This is a genomic window from uncultured Anaerovibrio sp. (assembly GCA_902786545.1).
Classification (GTDB): Bacteria; Bacillota; Negativicutes; order Selenomonadales; family Selenomonadaceae; genus Anaerovibrio.
Genome location: CADACU010000034.1, coordinates 15,028 through 36,026, shown reverse-complemented (window position 1 = coordinate 36,026; position 20,999 = coordinate 15,028). Strand labels below are relative to the sequence as shown.

Below are 20,999 nucleotides of genomic sequence, written 5' to 3'. Positions count from 1 at the left end.
AGATCAAATAGTAACTGATATCGGTATCAAAAAGAAATTGATCAGGAAAAAGAAAACCATTGGCAGCTATATAAAGAAATTTATTATTCTCTGTGTCGGAGCCTGTCTATACGCAGCCGGACTGGAGATATTTCTGATTCCTAACCAGATTATTGATGGTGGCGTAGTTGGTATCTCCATTATGGCGTCCTATCTGACCGATATTGAATTCAGCGTCTTTATGCTGACTATCAATTTACCATTTCTGTATTTAGGTTATAAACATATTGGAAAAACCTTTTCCATATCAACTATTATAGCCATTGTTTTGCTGTCGCTGTGGACGCAATATTTTGAACCAATTGCCCAGGTAACCGATGATTTCTTTTTGGCGGCCATATTCGGTGGTATTGTCGCCGGGGCTGGTGTTGGTCTGATTATCCGTAACAGTGGCTCCCTGGATGGTACGGAAATCGTAGCCATAATAGTGGACAAACGCTCCACCTTCTCCGTTGGGGAAGTAGTACTTTTCTTCAATGTCTTCATTCTGGGTGCCGCCGGATTCATCTTTGGCTGGGACAAGGCCATGTATTCATTGGTAGCCTATTTCGTTATTTCCAAGATGATTGATGTAGTTATAAAAGGTCTGGATGAATCTTACGCGGTAATGATTGTCTCGGATGAAAGTGATGAAATAGCTGATGCACTTATGAGCCGGTTGGGCCGGGGCGTCACTTTTATAAAGGGCATGGGAGCCTACACCGGTGATCCAAAGAAAGTAATTTATTGCGTAGTTACCCGTTTGGAGGTGGACAAACTAAAAGACATTGCCATAGAAAAGGATGACAATGCCTTCCGGTTCATGATATAGTAGGTGGCCGCTTTAAGAAAAAATCCATACATTAAATTATAACGCCATTGTTCAAATTTTTCTTCTTTAGAAGAAAAATCTTCTAATTAGCGTTTCCCTAAAGGACTAGCTTCGCGTCGCAACGAGCTGGGAGATATGCTCGCCAGCTGTTGTAGTTTGTTTTCCCTCACCTAAAAAGGTGGGGGACATCTTAAAGCTCGTTATAAAATACCGCATATAGCCGTCAAAAAGGCTATATGCGGTATTTTAATGGGGTCATGTATGAGATCTTCAAATGGCATTAACTTTTTGAGTGTAGACAGCAGCCTTTACCCCCACCACTGCTCCCTTACCATCCCAGCAAGGGAGTGCGGCCTGCTAGTTGTTCTATTCTGTAAACAACGGCGTAGAGTAATAACGATCTCCACTGTCCGGCAACAAGGCTACAATAACCTTACCCTTGTTTTCCGGCTTTTTGGCGTACTCAATAGCTGCATGAAGGGCTGCTCCGGAGGAAATACCTACAGAAATACCTTCCTTGTGAGCCAGCAATCTGGCAGCTGCAAAAGCATCCTCATTGGCGGCCTTAAATACTTCATCATAGATCTTGGTGTTCAATACATCCGGTACAAAACCGGCCCCAATGCCCTGAATCTTGTGGGATCCAGCCTTTCCCTCAGAAAGAACCGGTGAATCCTTTGGTTCCAAAGCAACAATCTTAACCTTACTGTTCTGTTCCTTCAGGAATTCTCCTACACCGGTTACAGTGCCACCAGTACCAACGCCGGCAATGAAAATATCTACCTTGCCATCTGTATCCTTCCAAATCTCCGGACCAGTGGTAGCTTTATGTGTAGCTGGATTGACTCCATTGATAAATTGGCCTGGAATATAGCTGTCCGGAATTTCCTTGGCCAGCTCTTCTGCCTTGGCGATGGCGCCCTTCATCCCTTTTGCCCCTTCAGTAAGGACGATCTCTGCCCCATATGCCTTCAAGATATTGCGGCGTTCAACACTCATAGTCTCCGGCATGGTCAAAATAATCCGATACCCCTTGGCAGCAGCAATAGCAGCTAAGCCAATTCCAGTATTACCAGAAGTCGGCTCTATAATAACGGAACCATCCTTTAACAGCCCCTTTTCCTCAGCTGCCTCAATCATTGCCTTGGCAATACGATCCTTTACACTGCCTGCCGGATTAAAATATTCCAGCTTTACCAGCACAGTGGCGTTTAGACCAAGTTCCTTTTCAATATTTGTTACTTCAACCAGAGGTGTGTTGCCTACCAGGCCCAAAGTTCCTTTATATATATTTGACATAACAATTCCTCCAATCACTATTGCCCAAACGAAATATCAACTCATCAAATAGCGGCAAATCCCTTTTCCAAATCAGCAATAATATCATCAATATGCTCCACGCCAATGGACAAGCGAATGGTACTCTGACTGATGCCCTGATCAGCCAGCTCAGCCTCATTCAGCTGGGAATGGGTAGTGGATGCCGGATGAATTACCAGACTCTTTACATCAGCCACATTGGCCAACAGAGAGAATATTTCCAGATTATCTATAAATTTCCAGGCAGCCTCCTTACCACCCTTAATCTCAAAGGTAAAGATGGAACCACCACCATTAGGGAAATACTTCTCATACAGCTTATGATCCGGATGATCCTTTAATGAAGGATGATTTACCTTTTCTACCTTTGGATGCTTAGACAGGAAATCAATAACCTTCTTGGTATTATCCGCGTGACGCTCCAGCCGCAAAGACAAGGTCTCCACACCCTGCAAAAGCAGGAAGGCATTAAACGGTGAAATAGCTGCACCAGTATCTCTCAACAAAATTGCCCTGATATAAGTTACAAAAGCAGCAGGTCCAGCTACATCATAAAAGGACACTCCATGATAACTAGGGTTTGGATCAGCAATATTTGGATACTTGCCGCTGGCCTTCCAGTTAAATTTACCACCATCAACTATGATGCCTCCCAAGGTAGTACCATGACCACCGAGGAATTTCGTAGCAGAATGAACCACAATATCAGCACCGTGCTCGATTGGACGGATAAGGTATGGCGTACCGAAGGTATTGTCAATTACCAGTGGCAGACCATGCTTATGGGCAATCTCAGCAATAGCATCAATATCCGGAATATCGCTGTTTGGATTACCAAGAGTTTCCAGGTAAATAGCCCTGGTATTTTCCTTGATGGCGCCTTCAACCTCTTTCAAATCATGGGCATTGACGAAGGTAGTTTCAATTCCATATTGTGGCAAAGTGTGGGCCAACAAATTGTAACTACCACCATAAATAGTCTTCTGGGCTACAATATGTCCACCATTGGCAGCCAACGCCTGAATTGTATAGTCAATAGCAGCTGCACCGGAAGCAACCGCCAAGGCAGCACTGCCTCCTTCCAAGGCTGCTACGCGCTTTTCCAAAACATCCTGAGTTGAATTGGTAAGGCGTCCATATATGTTGCCGGCATCCTTTAAATCAAAGCGATCGGCCGCGTGCTGACTGTTTCTGAATACATAGGAAGTAGTCTGGTAAATTGGCACGGCTCTGGCATCGGTAGCCGGATCCGGCTGCTCCTGACCAACATGTAACTGTAAGGTTTCAAATTTGTAATTGCTCATAATAATAAATCCCCTTTTCCTTTTATTTTTTGATATAGAAAAGCCCGAGACCTGTTATAAGTTCCCGGGCATATGACATACACCGCCAGTTAGATAACTAACATCGCATTGTCAAGGAGTGCAAAGACATACTGTCAAAGCCTCCAGTCATACAAAATGCCCGGCTGCTGCACATTCGACAACACATCATATTGTTCACTTTCCTGATAACATTGGCTTTCATATCTTTACACCTCTTTTCTAACTTACTGATGAAAATATAACACCATTCACCTATCGTGTCAATAGGTTTTATAAAAAATATCAGATTTTTTTCCGATAATCTTCCAAGGCTGACTTTATGGCTTGTTCAGCCAACACTGAACAATGGATTTTATGAGTAGGCAATCCATCCAAAGCTTCAGTTACTGCCTGATTAGTCAATTTTTCCACTTCACTTAGTGGTTTTCCCTTAATCATTTCAGTGGCCATAGAGCTGGATGCAATGGCACTGCCACAGCCAAAGGTCTCAAATTTTACATCCTTGACCACATCATCCTCAATCTTCAAATACATCTTCATAATATCGCCACACTTGGCATTGCCCACTTCCCCAATGGCATTGGCATCCTCCAAAACACCCAAATTACGGGGATTGCGGAAGTGGTCCATCACTTTTTCACTGTATAACGCCATTTTATTTCTCCTTCTAAAAACAAATACATAATATGATTTAAATCAGGTGCTTTGCCTTTCCCGTTGTCAAATCACGCCAAACCGGAGAAAAGCTCCGCAGATGTTCAACAACTTCCTTTACTGATTTGATGATATAATTTGCATCAGTCTCAGTGATATCCTCACCCAGACTCAAACGCAGAGATCCGTGAGCCACATCATGTACCCGACCAATAGCCAACAGAACATGACTTGGATCAAGGGAACCAGAAGTACATGCACTGCCCGAAGAAGCCTGAATTCCCTTATCATCCAGCAATAACAATAAGGACTCCCCTTCAATACCTTCAAAGCAGAAGTTAATATTGCTTGGCAGTCGTTTCACAGCATCACCATTTAAAACAGAATGAGGAATTTCCGCCAAACCACTTATTATTTTATCACGAACAGCCTGAATATGGGCAGTATTTTCCACCATATTATCGCATATTTCCTTCAAAGCTTCTGCCATGGCCGCAATCCCCGGTACATTTTCTGTGCCGGCCCGCTTGCCCCTTTCCTGACTTCCACCTTCAATAAGATTGGCAAGAGCAATGCCTTTTTTCACATACAAAAATCCCGTACCCTTCGGACCATGAAACTTATGCCCGGAGGATGACAGCATATCTATATTTTCTTCCTGCACATTTACTGGCACATGACCGATGGCCTGCACCGCATCCGTATGAAAAATAACCTTTTTTTCCCGGCAAATAGCTCCAATCTCCTTGATAGGCTGAATGGTACCTATCTCATTGTTGGCATACATAATTGTCACCAGACAGGTATCTTCCCGAATTGCTGCTGCTACCTCTTCCGGCCGAACCAGGCCATCTTCATGAACATCCAACAAAGTAATGTCAAAGCCCTGCTTCTTCAACTTTTCCAAAGTATGCAGTACTGCATGATGTTCAAAGGCAGATGAAATAATATGCTTTTTCCCCTGTTTTTTACCCAGCTCTGCTGCTGACAATATGGCTTGATTATCAGCCTCACTTCCGCCAGAAGTAAAATATATCTCCTCTGGCTTGGCATTGATTATTCCGGCTACATCCCTGCGGGCTGCTTCCAGAATTTCCTTGGCCTGCTGACCAAATTCATACAGGCTGGACGGATTTCCATAATTCTCCTTCATATGTTTTATCATTATTTCTATCGCGGCATCACTCATCTTGGTAGTAGCCGCATTATCAGCGTAAATCATTGATATTGTCCTCCTTCCCTTCGTTGTGCCAATTATATTCCTATTCACCCTAGATGTCAATAGGTAAATAATACTTGCTTTACCAATTCACCTTGGGGTATAATAGGTAAAAGATTCTTTTACAAGGAGGCAAAAAAATGATTTCAACCAGAGGCCGATACGCCATTCGCATAATGATTGACCTGGCTGAACAGGATTCAGACAAATACATACCATTAAAAGAAATTGCCGCACGGCAGGAAATATCAAAAAAATATTTGGAAATAATTGTAAAAGATTTGGTGGCTGGTGGCATTATCGTAGGAGCCAGTGGCAAAGGAGGCGGCTACAAGCTATGCCGTAAACCGGATGAATACACTGTTGGCGAAATTCTTGAATTGATGGAAGGCACCATTTCCCCAGTGGCATGCCTTACTGAAAAAAATAACAACTGCCCAAGAAAGGGAATTTGCCAGACTCTGCCAATGTGGTCCGAATATGACAAGCTGGTACACGAATTTTTTTACCACAAAAAGCTAAGTGACTTGGTGAAGGAAAAAAACTTATAATAAAATGGCTGTGAAAAAATTTTTTTCACAGCCATTTTATTATGGTATATGTACATTTATTTCTTTGAAATCTGCGATTTAACATCTTCAATGGTCATATTCCCATCAATGATTATTTTATCCAATCCATAATAATCACAAACAGGATCATGGGTCAGCCCGGTATCAAAATCGTCATAGGCAATATGACGTAGAACACGCCGCTGCTCCGGAATATCACTGGGTGCAATATGAACAACCTTTTTCCCTGCTGCAGCTTCCTGGGCAATATACGCCATCCGGGTGGTGTCTTCCCGCCAAATACTATATAGTACCAACATAGTTGCCAATACAATGAAAGTAAGAAGACAAGAACCGCCTACACGCCAGTTTCTACCCTCCGGCCGAATAAATAATCTTTCCTTTACCTCGTCAATGTCCAAAATCACCATAACACCAATAATAAACATTATTGTTGAGCTAAACAAGGCCCTGCCTGGAAAGGATGGTGCCCCTATCATCATTACATTATTGAAAAAACACAGGCCTATGAGAAATGCCCCATAACGAAGCTCTGGAAAATCCTCTACCAGCAATCGGCAAGGAATTTTTTCTTTCACACAACGGATGCGTTCCTTAAACACCCCCAGGGATCGTACACTGATAAGGTATACATATGCGATACCCGCCAAATAGATAAATGCTTCCTCAAACCCCTGCATTGTATTATGAAAATGATCAAATAACACCAAGTCATTTATACCTAATGGCAAAAAAAAGCCATAAACAATGGCATCCTCGATAGTTTGCCCCACAAACCCGGTCGTGGAAAATGAAACTATAGTCACCAGCAAAATAGTCAGCAGAAGATAGGGATGCTGGCCTTTTGATACAGGAACTGCCTCTATCCCCCGCCGTTTTGCTGTCTCAAGATATAGCAGCCGCACGGCCAACACCAATGTCATAATAATTGGCATCATATACAAAATCATTTCCAAATTTCCAACAATCTGGTTAAGAAAATGAAACAGCCAAGACCGATCCTGATCCTCCTCAATACGAACGAAATTACCGGGAGCAATAAGGCAAATCACACTTCCTATCAATGAGCCCACTGCACCGGTACCCATCCAGTATTTAAAACATCCTTGCCGATGCGCATGCCAGCAACACCAAAAAACCAGTAATGTGGTTGTAACAGTAAGATTTTCGACCGAGCAGGCAGCAATTACCCCCAATAGGAGCATAGTAATGGTCAGCCAGCCATCGGGCAGCTGCATGGTACCAGCCAAGGAAAAATTATATGGGATAAGGAAAATAGCCGTAAAAAGCCCTGTCCATAAATAAACTGTCGAGCCGCACAGCCAGATGGCTACCTCACCAAAATGGGATAATCCAAGCCACATAAACAGCCCAGCCAAAAACAGCAGCCCCGGTTTATCCAGACAATCTATTCTTCTTCTCACATGCATTACCATCACGGCACACATCACGGCAAACACTAAGGCATTGGCCATATTAAACCAGTTTTTCCCTACCAGCATAAATACAAACTGTATAAAAAAGCTGACCAATCGTCCACCATGTAACAAATAATACCGCTCAAGGGATAAAACCACATCACCCATAGATTCCAGGTGATTACCGGTTTTCCAAATCAGCCCGGACCAATAATCGTCCCGATAAAGTGGCATTAAGGCATTGGCTGCATACATTAAAGCAAACCAGCCGATTAACACCATTATCCCTTTTAGCTTACTTGTTTCCCTACAATCAATCTTTTTCCATTCCATAATCTTCAAAATATACCTTAAATAATCCTTTATCTTTAATGCTATTAGTTATTAACTGAAACACTTTTACATTATACAAAAAGTCCTATGACTTTGGCAATTATTATTGCAATTTCCATAGGACTTTTATAGGCACAGCACTATTCTATTGTCTTACAGCAGCTCATCTTCATCATCAAAACCAAAGATACTGAAGTGGTCTTCGTAGTGCTCCTTGACATGGTTAATACCCATATAAGAAACAAACGGGGCCAGTTCACTGAGCTGCATAACTCTTATATCGCCATCAAGATTGGCCATAACAATTTCATTGATATCAAATTCAGCCATTACCTGCAGGCATCCACCACAAGGCACAAATGGATTTTCTGTGTCAGCAACTACTGCCACAGCATCAAATTCTCTTTTTCCATCGGATACAGCCTTATAAACCGCCGCACGCTCAGCGCATACAGTCAAACTCATTGAGCCGTTTTCAACATTGCAGGCTGAATACAAGGTACCATCAGATGCCAAAATGCAGGCACCAACTTTAATCTTTGAATAAGGACTGTAGGATTTCATTCTGGCATCCTTGGCCATTTTAATCATGGTATCACAAATTTCTTCGTTAATCATACTATCCTGGCTCCTTTTCTTTCAATTAAATGTACAGCTCTACAAGTTAATTTTATTCTATATATACAATTTTATCAATGTAATTTTTAATTTCAAGTATAAAATTCATTGCTTTAATACATAAGTTATCCACATTTTCCTGTAAATATTCACATAGAAAGTGTCCATTTTCTGTGGATAATGTTGATAACTTTGTGGAAAACTCAATATATGGTAGTAAAATTCTCCTCATACACAATATATAGATAATAATTTACCAAAATATCCAACTCATTCTGTGGATATTTTAATTTTTTTAATAAATTTCACATATTTGTTGCATTAGTTTTTTTTTAACCGTATAATATCAAGGCAGTTTGTTTTATAATTTCCTACATATTATAGAAAGAAGCGACATTTTTGCAAAAGAGAAATTATCAGCAACAACAGCCTATATACCGGTCACGACGGCACCGGAAAAAGAAAAGCCACTTTTGGCCTATATTTTTGCTGTTAGTTGCCTTTATCATGGCCGCTTTGGCAGGTGCTTTTTTTGCCTCCTCAGGTTTTTTCAGTAAACCGGCCAAACCTAATAAAGAAAATCTCATGGTAGCCAAAGACAAGATTATGGTTATGATTATGGGCGTAGATGAGCGTGAAGGCGATGTGGGCCGTTCCGATACCTTAATGGTGGCTACTCTTGACCCTAAAAAGAAAAAAGCAGCTATCCTGTCTATCCCACGAGATACAAGAGTAAAAATCAAGGGCAATGGATTTGATAAAATCAATGCAGCATATGCCTATGGTGGTTACCAATTGACTCAGGATACAGTAGAAAATCTGCTTGGAGTTCAGATGGAGCATTATGTCATCATTAACATCCAATCCTTTAAGAAGATTATTGACGCCATCGGTGGTGTGGATATAAATGTTGAAAAAAGGATGTACTACGAAGATATCTGGGATGATGACGGTGGCTTGTTAATCGACCTGCAACCAGGTATGCAGCATATGGACGGCAAAACAGCCATTACCTATGTACGCTATCGTGACGAAGAGGGTGACATTGGCCGTATCAGCCGCCAGCAAAAATTTATGCAGGCAGTAATGGATAAGCTGACTTCACCGGCTATCATTCCACGCATACCGGCTATTGTCAAAGAAGTAGTCAGCAGTATCAGAACTGATTTATCAGTAAAACAGATTATAGAATTTTTAACTACTTTAAAGGAAGCCAAGCACTCAGGATTGCAATCAGAAATGCTGCCGGGCAAACCTGTCTATATTGATGGAGTAAGCTACTGGGTGCCTGATTTATCCAAGCTCAGAACTACCATTGCCAATACTCTGGATGTGCCAATGAGTACCAGCATCCGAAACTCCATGGAAAGGGATGCACTGGAGTATGAGGAATCTATACCAACCAATGCCGTAGAACTCAACGCAGAGGAAACCAAGCGGTTGAACCGGCAGGAAAATGAGGATGAGGTAAAAACCCGAAAGAAGGCTAAAAATCCTTCCACTGACAGCAGACTGTTAAAGGATCCGTACGAACAAGAAGATAGTACATCGGATTCGGTTCCTAGCAAAAAGCCAAGCAGTGGTGGTAGATCACCGGCACCATCGCCAGGTATACCATCTGCCGGCAAAACTGCTCAATAATTGGTTAAAAAAAATCGCTCTCTTATGAGAGCGATTTTTTATGCTTTGAAATTAACTTAATCGTTCTTTTGCAGAAGGGTTGCCATAGACGATACCTTATCCCCTTCAGCTGGCTTCATAATGATAACCCCCTGGGTATTCCGGCCAATCTGGCTTATACCACTGATAGAGGTTCTAAGAACCACACCGGAAGCTGTAATCAAAAGCAGCTCATGATCTTCCTTCACCACAGACATACCGATAACAGATCCGGTCTTTTCCGTAACCTTCAGGTTAATCAAACCCTTGCCACCCCGGTTCTGAACCGTATACTGGTCAATGGTAGTACGCTTGCCTAAACCACATTCGGTTACAGTAAGTACATCTGCATCTTCCTTCAGAGTGTCCATAGCTACAACCTCATCACCCTTAGAAAGGCGGATACCCTTTACACCACGGGCAATTCGTCCCATTACCCGAACCTGTTCTTCGTCGAAAGCAATGGCCATACCATCTTTGGTACCCAGCATCATCTTCTGCTTACCATCAGTAATCTTAACCCCAATCAGGTCATCGCCTTCATCCAGGTTAATGGCAATAACGCCAATCTTTCTGGAAGTATTGAAGTCAGACAGGCTGACACGCTTTACAATACCCATCTTGGTCGCCATAAAGAGATACTTCTCCGGATCATAATCCCGCACCTGAATAACCGCCGTTACCTTCTCATTTGTATCCAGCTTCAACAGGTTAATCAGGGCCGTTCCCTTGGCAGTACGACTGGCTTCTGCAATCTGATAAGCCTTGAGATAATATACCCTACCCTTGTTGGTATAGAACAGAATAGTGTGATGGTTGGTGGTAATCAGAAGATTTTCAACAAAATCATCCTCCTTGGTTGGCATACCATTTACCCCGGTACCACCCCTGTTCTGTCTTCTATAGGTATCAAGCTTAATGCGCTTGATATAATTCCGATGGGTAATAGTAACCACTACATCATCATCGGCAATCATATCCTCAATATCAATCTCACTCATATCGTGAGTAATATTGGTACGGCGCTCATCACCAAACTTCTGCTTAACCTCAGTCAGCTCTTCCTTGATGATTTCCATAATTTTCCACTCATCAGCCAATACTGACTTCAACCAGTCAATCTTCTTCAAGATTTCCTGATATTCTTCCTCAATCTTTTCCCGCTCCAAGCCGGTAAGCCGCTGGAGACGCATATCAAGAATAGCCTGAGCCTGCTTTTCACTGAGACTAAAGCCCTCCATCAGAGCTTCCCGGGCAATGTCAGCTGTTCTGCTGCTCCTAATAGTGCTGATTACCGCATCAATATGATCAAGAGCAATATTCAATCCTTCCAAAATATGGGCTCTGGCTTCTGCCTTTGCCAGCTCATATCTGGTACGACGGGTAATTACATCCTCCTGATGCTTGATATAGTAGTGAAGAACCTGCTTTAAGGTAAGTACCTTAGGCTGGTTATCCACCAAAGCCAGCATAATAACACCGAAGGTTTCCTGCATCTGAGTATGCTTGTACAGCTGATTCAGCAATACATCAGGATTGATATCCTTTCTTAGTTCAATAACAATCCGCATACCGCTACGGTCCGACTCATCTCTGAGGTCGGTAATACCTTCTATTTGCTTATCCCGCACCAATTCAGCAATCTTTTCAATCAGCTTAGCCTTGTTTACCTGATAAGGAAGTTCACTGACAATAATCCGCGGCTTACCATTGGCCATGGTATCGATATTGGCCTTTGCCCGCATTTTTATTTGACCGCGACCAGTGGTATAAGCATTCTTGATACCACTGTTTCCCATAATAAGACCGCCAGTAGGGAAATCAGGCCCCTTAATAACAGTCATCAGCTCCTCAGCTGTAGCATCAGGATTATCAATCAGCATAAGCACGCCATCAATAACCTCATTCATATTATGTGGAGGAATATTGGTAGCCATACCTACCGCTATACCGGATGTACCATTTACCAACAGCTCCGGAAATTTGGACGGAAGTACACATGGTTCCTTTAATGATTCGTCATAGTTAGGTACGAAATCTACCGTTTCCTTGTCAATATCCTGCAGCATCAGCTCGGAAATTTTTGACATACGGACCTCGGTATAACGCATGGCCGCCGCCGGATCTCCATCCACAGAGCCAAAATTTCCGTGCCCATCTGCCAAAAGATACCGCATGGAGAAATCCTGAGCCATACGAACAATAGCATCATATACTGAGCTATCACCGTGTGGATGATATTTACCCAGTACTTCACCGACGATACGGGCAGATTTCTTATAAGGCTTGCCGGAAGTCATACCCGCTTCCTGCATGGCATATAAAATTCTTCTATGAACTGGCTTTAAGCCATCACGCACATCTGGGATTGCTCTGGATACAATAACACTCATGGCATAATCTATATAAGAATTACGCATTTCCTGTTCCAGATTTACAGGTAAAATCTTACCTTCACCAAATTCCACTATCTCACCTCAAAAATCATATTTCGAAATTCAATCAACGCTTAATTATACCATATTTTAAGGCTTTTAGGAATACCACCGGCACTAATAATAGGACAGCCGTCCTTACCGGATCATTTTATTATTTCTGAATATATAAATCCTTCCCTTACGCCGGAATCACTGTAAACTATATTTTTTACCCCGAATTTATCGGATATCACATCGGCTATTACCATACCTGAAATAATAGTATTTATCCTATCAGGTATATTTTTCATAAATATAACCGCATCAGTCTGGTTTAATCGTCCATTTTTTCCAAAACGACTTATCATTTCCTTTATTTTTCCTGAATCTGCCATCACATTTCGTTTATCATTAGTGTAAAGGGCATTATAAAGGGCCATGGTTCCCTTATATGTTCCGCCAATCCCGCATATTGACTCACTTTTAATATCAGAAAAATCCGTGGCAGCCGCCATTATTTCCCGGACCTTCACATACATTTTTTCCACTTCGTCATTATTGGGTATTACTGAATTACAAAATTCAGTTTTCAACCCTAAAGAACCTATAGGTAAACTTATTATATTTTTTATATGCCTGTTCTTGTAATATACCAGCTCAGTACTTCCCCCACCGATATCTACCAGCAATCCATCATCCATATTTATATTTCTTGTAGCACCAACATAATCGTATTCAGCTTCCTGATCCCCGGATAAAATCCTTATATCAATACCGGTCCTATTTATAATTTCTCCTACTGCCTCACGGCTGTTATGACAATTGCGAAGAGCTGCCGTAGTAAAGGCAATAACATTATCAATACTGAATATTTGAAGGAACGACTTATATTCATCCAAAATTTCACATACCTTATCAATCCCCGCTTGGGTCATTACATTTTTATCAAGATAGGCTGCCAGTCCCAGCATATGCTTTTTTTTATGAATAAATTCTATTTTGTCTCCTTCTATATCGTAAATGGCCATCCGTACAGTATTTGAGCCTATATCGATAATCGCCTGAATCATTTTTATTTCCCCCAAAACTTTTTCCTTTATAATACCATAATTACATTGCTAAACATATAAAATTATGCTAATATAGGACTTGGGTGAACACTGTGGGGACAGTGTTTTGGTGGAAATAGGTAGATGGCGTAAAACGGGTAGCGTTCGGTTGCTGCCCGTTTTATGTTTTATAACGCCATTGTTCAAATTTTTCTTCTTTAGAAGAAAAATCTTCCAATTAGCGTTTCAACGAGGTGGGGGACATCTTAAAGCTCGTTATAAATTAAATATTCCCAATAATTTATAAATAATCTTGTTTTTAATAATATTTAGGGTTTTTATTGTTTATCTTTATTTTGTTTTGTGATAATATCTTTATATAGCGTACTTTTATTAGCTTTATGTAAAAAGAATTGATGGTGATTTCATATGACCAGTAAGATTTATGCATTAGTAGGACCTCATGCCTGTGGTAAGACTACGCTGATACACAAACTAATAGAAATGGGTGTTTACTGTATTCCAGTGCATACCACCAGGGTTCCAACTCCCCAGGATAAAAATAGGAAAACTACTATTTTTTTAAGTCAGTCAAACTTTATGCAAAAGGAATGGATTGTAAAAACAAACTACAAGGGTGACTATTATGGTCTTCTGAAGGATGATGTGCTAAATGCCCTAAACAGTCACCGTGTATGCGTTACTTTTCTAAATTCCAATGGGGTAAAGCAGCTTAGCAAGATTTTTCCAAAAAATCTTGAGACCATATATATTATGGCTGATTATGTAACCCTGATAGACCGAATGTTAAAGATGGGCCATAACAACATAGATATGAAATATCATCTGGAATATGCAGAAAATAACGGTGAGTTTGAAAACTGGAAAATAACAGATCATGTTATAAAAAATAATGGCAATGGTGAGAAATCCTTCAATCAGCTGATGGCAATTATGGGACTTACCGCCAATTTTACTCCTGATATGATTTCAAAAATGTAAAAAAATGACTTACTTTGAAATAATACTTCAAAGTAAGTCATTTTAATTTGTCCTTATTTTCCCATAGCAGCAGCCTGCTGACGCAAAAGAGCAATTCTTTCACCAGTATCCGGATGAGTACTAAACAGACTGGTAAAGGTCTTTCTTGATCCGGAAAGCGGATTGATAATAAACATATGGGATGTGGCCGGAGTTGCCTGATCCATTGGTCGTGCATGCAAAGAATAATACTCTATCTTCTGCAGTGCATCAGCCAAAAAGTTTGGATTTCCACATATTTCACCGCCGGATTTATCAGCTTCATATTCTCTGGACCTTGATATTGCCATCTGAATAAGCATAGCCGCTATTGGGGCTAAAATAATGGTAGCCAGCAAACCAATGATATTTCCACCGTTATCTTCATCATCTGAGCTACCAAAAATCATTGACCATTGGGCAATATTGGCCAGCATAGAAATTACACCGGCAATAGCAGCTGCAACACAGGAAATCAATGTATCGCGATGTTTTATATGGGACAGCTCATGAGCCAGTACACCACTTAATTCCTGTGGTGACAATGCATTCATAATACCAGTTGTAACTGCTACCGCCGCATGGGACGGATTACGACCGGTGGCAAAAGCATTTGGTATAGCACTGTTTACAATGCACACCTTTGGCATAGGCAATTCAGCCCGAGCCGCTAATCCGGCCACCATACCATACAACTGTGGAGCTTCCTGCTCAGTTATTTCTCTGGCTCCATACATCTTCAACACCATAGTATCACTGAACCAGTAGGTAAAAAAGTTCATTCCCAGCGAAATCATCAGCATCAGCATGGCACCATGACGACCGCCAAAAGCACTGCCTATAGCAACCATAATACCCATTAACAGGGCCATCAATACTGTAGTTTTTATGGTATTCATAATAATATTTCACCTCTTTAATATTAAATATCATATTTCAGACTACCACCTTCTCTATGGAAGGAAAGCCTTTATATAAAGAGATTATACATCTTTTTGATGAAAAATAAATTAAAAAACATCAAAAAATCAAATATCGAGATTTCTTACATATTTTGCGTGTTCCTCAATGAACTGCCGACGCGGCTCAACCTTGTCGCCCATGAGAATATTAAACAGCTCATCAGCTTCCTGGGCATCCTCCATATCAACCCGCAACATGGTTCTGGTTTCAGGATCCATAGTAGTCTCCCACAGCTGCTCAGGATTCATCTCACCCAAACCCTTATATCGCTGAACATTGGTCCCGTCACTGCCAACTTCTTCCAGCTTAGCCTTTAGCTCTTCATCACTGTATGTATACCAGTGCTTCTTTCCTTTTCTAATCTGATAAAGAGGAGGCTGGGCAATATATACATGACCATGCTCAATCAATGGCTTCATATAGCGATAGAAGAAGGTCAGAAGCAAAGTACGGATATGAGCTCCATCTACATCTGCATCGGTCATGATAATAATTTTTCCATAACGGCGTTTGGACAAGTCAAACTCATCGCCAATACCGCTGCCAAAGGCAGTAATCATGGTACGAATTTCCGCATTACTGTAAATCTTATCCAAACGGGCCTTTTCTACATTCAGTATTTTACCGCGAAGCGGCAAAATTGCCTGAAAACGACGATCACGGCCCTGCTTGGCACTACCACCGGCTGAATCACCCTCTACGATATAAATCTCAGCCTGCTCCGGATCCTTTATTGAACAGTCAGCCAGTTTTCCTGGCAATGAACTTACTTCCAATGCGCTCTTTCTTCTGGTCAATTCTCTGGCCTTACGAGCTGCCTCACGGGCTCTGGAAGCCAATACAGCCTTCTCCAGTAACTCCTTGGTAATAGACGGATTTTCCTCGAAAAATTCGCTTAATCCCTCTGAAACAATTGATTCTACAATACCCTTGGCCTCAGAATTACCAAGCTTGGTCTTAGTCTGTCCTTCAAATTGTGGATTTCTAATTTTTAAACTTATTACGCAGGTAAGTCCTTCTCGAACATCCTCACCGGCTAAATTCTGCTGATTTTCCTTTATAATATTATTCCTTTTGGCAAAATCATTAGCAGCTCTGGTCAAAGCACTTTTAAAACCAGCCAGATGGGTACCGCCCTCTTCGGTATTTATATTATTTACAAAACTGCAAATCTTTTCCTGATAGGTATCGTTGTATTGCATGGCAATCTCAACAACAATATCATCCTTTTGACCGTTGAAATAAATCGGCTCCTTATTTATTTTTGTTTTTTTCCGGTTCAAATACTCCACATAGGAACGAATTCCCCCTTCAAAATGGAAGGATTCCTTATCACCGGTACGCTCATCACTAAGTGTAATCGTTATACCCTTATTCAGGAAGGATAATTCACGCAAACGGCGCTTCAAAACATCAAAGCTATACTCCGTAACGGTAAAAATTTCCTTATCAGGCATAAAATGAACCTTAGTGCCTACTATATCTGTATTACCAGTGATAGTCAAAGGAGAAGTTGTAACTCCCCGCTTAAAGGAAATATTGTGTATTTTCCCGTCACGACGCACTTCTACATCCATGTATTCGCTAAGAGCATTAACTACCGATACACCAACACCGTGAAGTCCACCAGATACCTTGTAGCCATCACCGCCAAATTTTCCGCCGGCATGAAGAACAGTAAGAACAACCTCAACAGCTGGCTTACCAGTTTCATGAATATCTACCGGAATACCACGACCATTATCTACTACAGTTATACTATTATCCTGATGAATAGTAACTTCGATATTATCGCAATATCCAGCCAATGCTTCATCGATAGAGTTATCCACTACTTCATATACCAAATGATGAAGACCACGCTCTGAAGTGCTGCCAATATACATGCCAGGACGCTTTCTTACAGCTTCCAATCCTTCCAATACCTGAATCTGGTCCGCACCATAATCACCATCCACGGCAGTAAGGTCCTTATCCTCTTCTTCCCTATTTATTTTTACAACCTCACCATCAGAAAAAGTTATAACCTTATGCTCTTCCTCTGGAATCAAATTTTCATTTTCGTTAGCCATCAATAAATTCTCCTTAAAATGTAGTATTTATTTCTTATATTTCTTATATTTTTTTATATTATCTTTTCTGGCATATTTATAACCATCAATAAAATCATAACGGAATTTTTTTATGGTACTTTCCTTTAATTCATCAGTCACTTTTTCCGGCGGAACTGATTTATAAAGCATGGTCAATAATGACATTTCAAAACAATCAGTATTTTTTATGTTTATTTTTGCAGCTAATTTTTGCATCAAAATTATCCGCTCTTCATTTACTTCATCAGCATTGCAAGGAATTTCCTTTTCAATATCACAGTATCTGGCCCAAGGCATATCCATCAAAAATTTTCTAATGGAAGCAAGCCGTTCTATATTGGCCTTTCTTTTACATTCATTACTATTTTTCATCATTAAGACGAACTTTAAAAATAACTTTTTTTAAATCATCATTTTTGACATTATTTAAATCATTTTTTATTTCTTCTATTTTTTTATCGCTTAAATTTATTTTATTTATTTCATATCCAATATTTACTGCAGGCGAATTATTTTCCTCAGTAATATTTACCGGTCTATTATTTGTAAAAACAATATCTTCAACCAAATATTCACCCATAAAATTATTTATTTTATTTTTTATTTCATCCTTCATATAGGACAGCTGATTAGCCCATATTGGATGAGAAGTATATAAAAATAATTTTTTAAATTCTATATTTACAGGTTTTACATTGGCAGAAATATGCTTTCCAACAATTTTAGGCCAATAATACAGTACCATATGGCTGAAAAATTCCTTTCCCACACCCATTTCTTTTATGGACTGGGAAAATATAATATTCATTTTTTCCAGCTTCCCTTTTCGATGAGTTGCCATATTGTCACCCGCCAATAATATCAACATTACCGTCATTAACTAAATAAAAAACTCCGGTATCCAACTCAGGAAAATAGGCTTGATCAGTAGCCGTAATTATAGTCTGGATATTTTCTTTTTTTATAAAATCCAATAGCTGCTGCCGCCGATCCCTATCCAGTTCACTCATAACATCATCAAGAAGCAGCACAGGATATTCACCTTTTTCAGAACGGATAAATTCCAGCTCAGAAAGCTTCATGGATAACACACCGGTACGCTGCTGTCCCTGTGACCCAAAAGACTTTAAATCTATACCGTTCACATAGATATTTATGTCATCACGATGAGGGCCTATACTGGTAGATCCCTTAAAAATATCTTCATCTTTTACTTGCAGCAACGCTTCATTATACCATAAATTTAGATTTTCTTCTATCTTGTCCACAGGTTCATTCAAACCCTTTATAAAATAACTTATAAAAAGATTTTCTTCGTTGGTAGAAATACGCCGCTGCATAAGATTGGCCAGCATATTTAATTTTTTTACAGCCTCTATTCTTTTTTTTATAATTCGCGTACCACATTCCACCAGCTGATCATCCCACATATCCAACATTGATTTGTTAGCCCGATGTTCTCTGATATTTTTTAAAAGGGTATTTCGTTGCTGTAAAAGTCGGTTATATTTTACCAAATCATCATAATAAGCCGGACTTGCCTGAGAAATTTCCACATCAAGAAATTTTCTTCGTCCGGCTGGAGCACCTTTTATTAAATTTAAATCCTCAGGTGAAAACAAAACAGCGTTAAATACACCAATAAGGTCCTTTACCCTAATATTACTGCCATTATGAATAATTCTTCTTCTTTTTTCCCGCTCAAAAATAAATTCCAGCTTGTTATCTACCCCCATCCGCTGAAAATGAAGAGTTATACTGCTGCCCGGCCGTCCCCACATAATCAAATCACTTTCATTATTGGTACGGAAGGAACTCCCCATAGAGGCATAACAAACTGACTCAAGAATATTTGTCTTACCTTGAGCATTTTTCCCAATCAATATATTCGTACAATCATAAAAATCCAAATTTAATTCAGAATAGTTGCGGTAGCCTACCAGCTTCAAATTATTGAGCTTCACGGCCTATCATTCTCCCTTGGTCACAACCTGCCAGGAACCTATATCAGTAATTTTAACCACATCGCCATTTTTCAGTTTTTTACGACGAGCAGTTTCCAAAACATCATTCACAAATATAAGCTCATCTTCCAGCATAATTTTTACCTGACCGCCTGATTCAACAGCACCAGCCCATTTTAAAAACTGATCCAGCTGTATTGTATCAGTATTTATTTCAACTTTTTCCATATAATTTTTTACCTCTGATTAAATATCATTATTACGAACCGGGGTAATAACATATGTAAATGAGTCATCGTCCATCATCCGAATAGCTGCCGGACGCAAGGTATCATTCAGACAGATATAGAATTCCTTGGTATCAATTATTTTCAAAGCATCATAAATAAAATCTACATTAAAGGATATGGTTATATCCTCTCCATCTATTTCGGCAGTCATAGTCTCATCTGCCTGACCTATTTCAGGATTATTGGAAGTAATTCTTGCCATACCTGCACCAAATTCCATCTTGGCTATTTTATATTCATTTGTACGGGAAATCAAAGCTATTCTATCTACCACAGAACGGAATTCTTCGGTATTTACCTTTATTCTGGTCTTAAATGAGCTTGGAATGACCTTGTTGTAGTCAGGGAACTGTCCATCTATAATTCTGGAAGCTATATAGGTGTTGTCCAGCTCAAAGCTTACCTGATTGGAATTATATTTGATATTTACTTCTCTAGGAGTATCAGAATTCAACAACCGCTGCAATTCATTGAGAATTTTTGCCGGGATAATCATATTTCTTTTCCCTTCAACTCCTTCAATGTTCTTTGAATTTACAGCCAATCGTTTGATATCAGTTGCAACCATAGTTACCAATGAATCATTTATTTCCAAAAGACAGCCGGTAAATACTGGTCGTGCCTCCTCAGTTGAACAAGCAAAGGTAGTGCGGTAAATCAATTCATGAAGTACATTATCCATTATCTTGAAGTTAAAATCACCGTTTATGCGGTTGATAATCGGAAAATCTTCTGCTGACATACTATGTAGAGTAAAATTAGCTTTATTTGATCTTATGTGTGCATTTTTCTCTTGTGAATTGTATTCTATTTCGACATTAACACCGGGAAGCTTCTTTACCACTTCCTGTAAATATTTGCCGGGAAGTACAATCTGACCAGGCTCTTCTATTTGAGCCGGAATTTGAGCAATGATACCTACCTCATAGTCAGTTGCCTGTAATTCCAGAATATTGTTTTCTGCTTTAATATATATACCTGAAAGAATTGGGTTTTGATTTTTAACTGAAACTGCTTTTGATACAGTTTGAATTGATTGGGTCAAATCTGTTTTTGCGCACTTAAATTTCATGTTATGCACCCCTTATTGTATTATGATTATTAAATATTAAAAATTAGTAGCCGTAGTAGTAGGGCCTGTGGAAATGTGGATAAGCTGTTTTAAGTCAGTAATGGCAAAAAAAAAATAGTGTTTATAAAAAGTTGATAAAACAGGGAAGGATATCCACAAAAAA

The 20,999-nt window shown here is 40.0% G+C and carries 18 protein-coding genes and 1 pseudogene; 4 read left to right on the top strand and 15 right to left on the bottom strand.

What is annotated here, in order from left to right:
• Nucleotides 1-37 precede the first annotated feature (37 nt).
• A pseudogene (locus tag QZV24_RS07680) lies at nt 38-885 on the top strand (YitT family protein).
• A 331-nt stretch (nt 886-1,216) separates the two neighbouring features.
• Here the strand turns inward: QZV24_RS07680 and cysK are convergent.
• The 4 genes from cysK to QZV24_RS07660 form a co-directional block, all read right to left on the bottom strand.
• Nucleotides 1,217-2,149 (bottom strand): cysteine synthase A, encoded by a 933-nt coding sequence (gene cysK, locus QZV24_RS07675; RefSeq protein ID WP_294522413.1) that lies wholly within the window; start codon nt 2,147-2,149, stop codon nt 1,217-1,219.
• Nucleotides 2,150-2,193: 44 nt separating this feature from the next.
• Nucleotides 2,194-3,474 (bottom strand): O-acetylhomoserine aminocarboxypropyltransferase/cysteine synthase family protein, encoded by a 1,281-nt coding sequence (locus QZV24_RS07670; protein ID WP_294522410.1) that lies wholly within the window; start codon nt 3,472-3,474, stop codon nt 2,194-2,196.
• 303 nt (nt 3,475-3,777) lie between these two features.
• On the bottom strand, nt 3,778-4,149 hold the full coding sequence (gene nifU / locus QZV24_RS07665) for a Fe-S cluster assembly scaffold protein NifU (RefSeq protein WP_290655424.1): 372 nt from the start codon (nt 4,147-4,149) through the stop codon (nt 3,778-3,780).
• A 37-nt stretch (nt 4,150-4,186) separates the two neighbouring features.
• Nucleotides 4,187-5,371, bottom strand: coding sequence for a cysteine desulfurase family protein (locus QZV24_RS07660; RefSeq protein ID WP_294522406.1), 1,185 nt, complete (start codon nt 5,369-5,371; stop codon nt 4,187-4,189).
• A gap of 137 nt (nt 5,372-5,508) precedes the next feature.
• Between QZV24_RS07660 and QZV24_RS07655 the strand changes: the two genes are divergently transcribed.
• Entirely contained in the window at nt 5,509-5,919 is a 411-nt protein-coding gene (locus QZV24_RS07655; protein ID WP_294522403.1) for an Rrf2 family transcriptional regulator, read from the top strand.
• A 56-nt stretch (nt 5,920-5,975) separates the two neighbouring features.
• Here QZV24_RS07655 and QZV24_RS07650 read toward each other — a convergent pair whose 3' ends face one another.
• Together QZV24_RS07650 and cdd are read right to left on the bottom strand one after the other, a co-directional pair.
• Nucleotides 5,976-7,691 (bottom strand): DUF6056 family protein, encoded by a 1,716-nt coding sequence (locus tag QZV24_RS07650; RefSeq protein WP_294522444.1) that lies wholly within the window; start codon nt 7,689-7,691, stop codon nt 5,976-5,978.
• Nucleotides 7,692-7,844: 153 nt separating this feature from the next.
• Entirely contained in the window at nt 7,845-8,309 is a 465-nt protein-coding gene (gene cdd / locus QZV24_RS07645) for a cytidine deaminase (protein ID WP_290655432.1), read from the bottom strand.
• Between the two features lie 480 nt (nt 8,310-8,789).
• Between cdd and QZV24_RS07640 the strand changes: the two genes are divergently transcribed.
• On the top strand, nt 8,790-9,950 hold the full coding sequence (locus QZV24_RS07640) for an LCP family protein (RefSeq protein ID WP_294522442.1): 1,161 nt from the start codon (nt 8,790-8,792) through the stop codon (nt 9,948-9,950).
• A gap of 56 nt (nt 9,951-10,006) precedes the next feature.
• Here QZV24_RS07640 and gyrA read toward each other — a convergent pair whose 3' ends face one another.
• A complete protein-coding gene (gyrA, locus tag QZV24_RS07635) occupies nt 10,007-12,436 on the bottom strand; it encodes a DNA gyrase subunit A (RefSeq protein ID WP_294522400.1) in 2,430 nt (809 codons plus the stop codon).
• Between the two features lie 113 nt (nt 12,437-12,549).
• Nucleotides 12,550-13,455 carry an exopolyphosphatase gene (locus tag QZV24_RS07630; RefSeq protein WP_294522397.1) on the bottom strand — a complete coding sequence of 302 codons (906 nt, stop codon included), beginning with the start codon at nt 13,453-13,455 and terminating at the stop codon, nt 12,550-12,552.
• A gap of 408 nt (nt 13,456-13,863) precedes the next feature.
• On the opposite strand from QZV24_RS07630, the gene QZV24_RS07625 reads away from it, so the two are divergent.
• On the top strand, nt 13,864-14,436 hold the full coding sequence (locus tag QZV24_RS07625; RefSeq protein ID WP_290655436.1) for a guanylate kinase: 573 nt from the start codon (nt 13,864-13,866) through the stop codon (nt 14,434-14,436).
• Nucleotides 14,437-14,489: 53 nt separating this feature from the next.
• Here the strand turns inward: QZV24_RS07625 and htpX are convergent, their stop codons facing one another.
• The 7 genes from htpX to dnaN form a co-directional block, all read right to left on the bottom strand.
• Complete coding sequence (gene htpX / locus QZV24_RS07620; protein ID WP_294522393.1) at nt 14,490-15,353, bottom strand: zinc metalloprotease HtpX; 864 nt, start codon at nt 15,351-15,353, stop codon at nt 14,490-14,492.
• 129 nt (nt 15,354-15,482) lie between these two features.
• Nucleotides 15,483-17,489: a DNA topoisomerase (ATP-hydrolyzing) subunit B gene (gene gyrB, locus QZV24_RS07615; protein ID WP_294522389.1), complete on the bottom strand. Its 2,007-nt coding sequence runs from the start codon at nt 17,487-17,489 to the stop codon at nt 15,483-15,485.
• A 27-nt stretch (nt 17,490-17,516) separates the two neighbouring features.
• Nucleotides 17,517-17,885, bottom strand: coding sequence for a hypothetical protein (locus QZV24_RS07610; protein WP_294522386.1), 369 nt, complete (start codon nt 17,883-17,885; stop codon nt 17,517-17,519).
• Nucleotides 17,872-18,351 carry a DUF721 domain-containing protein gene (locus tag QZV24_RS07605; RefSeq protein WP_294522383.1) on the bottom strand — a complete coding sequence of 160 codons (480 nt, stop codon included), beginning with the start codon at nt 18,349-18,351 and terminating at the stop codon, nt 17,872-17,874. Before QZV24_RS07605 ends, QZV24_RS07610 begins: the two co-directional genes overlap by 14 nt.
• Nucleotides 18,352-18,355: 4 nt before the next feature.
• Nucleotides 18,356-19,474, bottom strand: a complete 1,119-nt coding sequence (recF, locus tag QZV24_RS07600) for a DNA replication/repair protein RecF (protein ID WP_294522379.1) — start codon at nt 19,472-19,474, stop codon at nt 18,356-18,358.
• 6 nt (nt 19,475-19,480) lie between these two features.
• Complete coding sequence (locus QZV24_RS07595; RefSeq protein ID WP_294522371.1) at nt 19,481-19,702, bottom strand: RNA-binding S4 domain-containing protein; 222 nt, start codon at nt 19,700-19,702, stop codon at nt 19,481-19,483.
• Nucleotides 19,703-19,720: 18 nt separating this feature from the next.
• Complete coding sequence (gene dnaN / locus QZV24_RS07590) at nt 19,721-20,836, bottom strand: DNA polymerase III subunit beta (RefSeq protein ID WP_294522367.1); 1,116 nt, start codon at nt 20,834-20,836, stop codon at nt 19,721-19,723.
• Between the last annotated feature and the right edge of the window lie 163 nt (nt 20,837-20,999).

What these genes read in the sequence shown, in the direction of transcription:
- cysK (WP_294522413.1), bottom strand. Translation starts at nt 2,149, where the DNA reads ATGTCAAATATATATAAAGGAACTTTGGGCCTGGTAGGCAACACACCT.
- QZV24_RS07670 (WP_294522410.1), bottom strand. Translation starts at nt 3,474, where the DNA reads ATGAGCAATTACAAATTTGAAACCTTACAGTTACATGTTGGTCAGGAG.
- nifU (WP_290655424.1), bottom strand. Translation starts at nt 4,149, where the DNA reads ATGGCGTTATACAGTGAAAAAGTGATGGACCACTTCCGCAATCCCCGT.
- QZV24_RS07660 (WP_294522406.1), bottom strand. Translation starts at nt 5,371, where the DNA reads ATGATTTACGCTGATAATGCGGCTACTACCAAGATGAGTGATGCCGCG.
- QZV24_RS07655 (WP_294522403.1), top strand. Translation starts at nt 5,509, where the DNA reads ATGATTTCAACCAGAGGCCGATACGCCATTCGCATAATGATTGACCTG.
- QZV24_RS07650 (WP_294522444.1), bottom strand. Translation starts at nt 7,691, where the DNA reads ATGGAATGGAAAAAGATTGATTGTAGGGAAACAAGTAAGCTAAAAGGG.
- cdd (WP_290655432.1), bottom strand. Translation starts at nt 8,309, where the DNA reads ATGATTAACGAAGAAATTTGTGATACCATGATTAAAATGGCCAAGGAT.
- QZV24_RS07630 (WP_294522397.1), bottom strand. Translation starts at nt 13,455, where the DNA reads ATGATTCAGGCGATTATCGATATAGGCTCAAATACTGTACGGATGGCC.
- QZV24_RS07625 (WP_290655436.1), top strand. Translation starts at nt 13,864, where the DNA reads ATGACCAGTAAGATTTATGCATTAGTAGGACCTCATGCCTGTGGTAAG.
- htpX (WP_294522393.1), bottom strand. Translation starts at nt 15,353, where the DNA reads ATGAATACCATAAAAACTACAGTATTGATGGCCCTGTTAATGGGTATT.
- gyrB (WP_294522389.1), bottom strand. Translation starts at nt 17,489, where the DNA reads ATGGCTAACGAAAATGAAAATTTGATTCCAGAGGAAGAGCATAAGGTT.
- QZV24_RS07610 (WP_294522386.1), bottom strand. Translation starts at nt 17,885, where the DNA reads ATGATGAAAAATAGTAATGAATGTAAAAGAAAGGCCAATATAGAACGG.
- QZV24_RS07605 (WP_294522383.1), bottom strand. Translation starts at nt 18,351, where the DNA reads ATGGCAACTCATCGAAAAGGGAAGCTGGAAAAAATGAATATTATATTT.
- QZV24_RS07595 (WP_294522371.1), bottom strand. Translation starts at nt 19,702, where the DNA reads ATGGAAAAAGTTGAAATAAATACTGATACAATACAGCTGGATCAGTTT.
- dnaN (WP_294522367.1), bottom strand. Translation starts at nt 20,836, where the DNA reads ATGAAATTTAAGTGCGCAAAAACAGATTTGACCCAATCAATTCAAACT.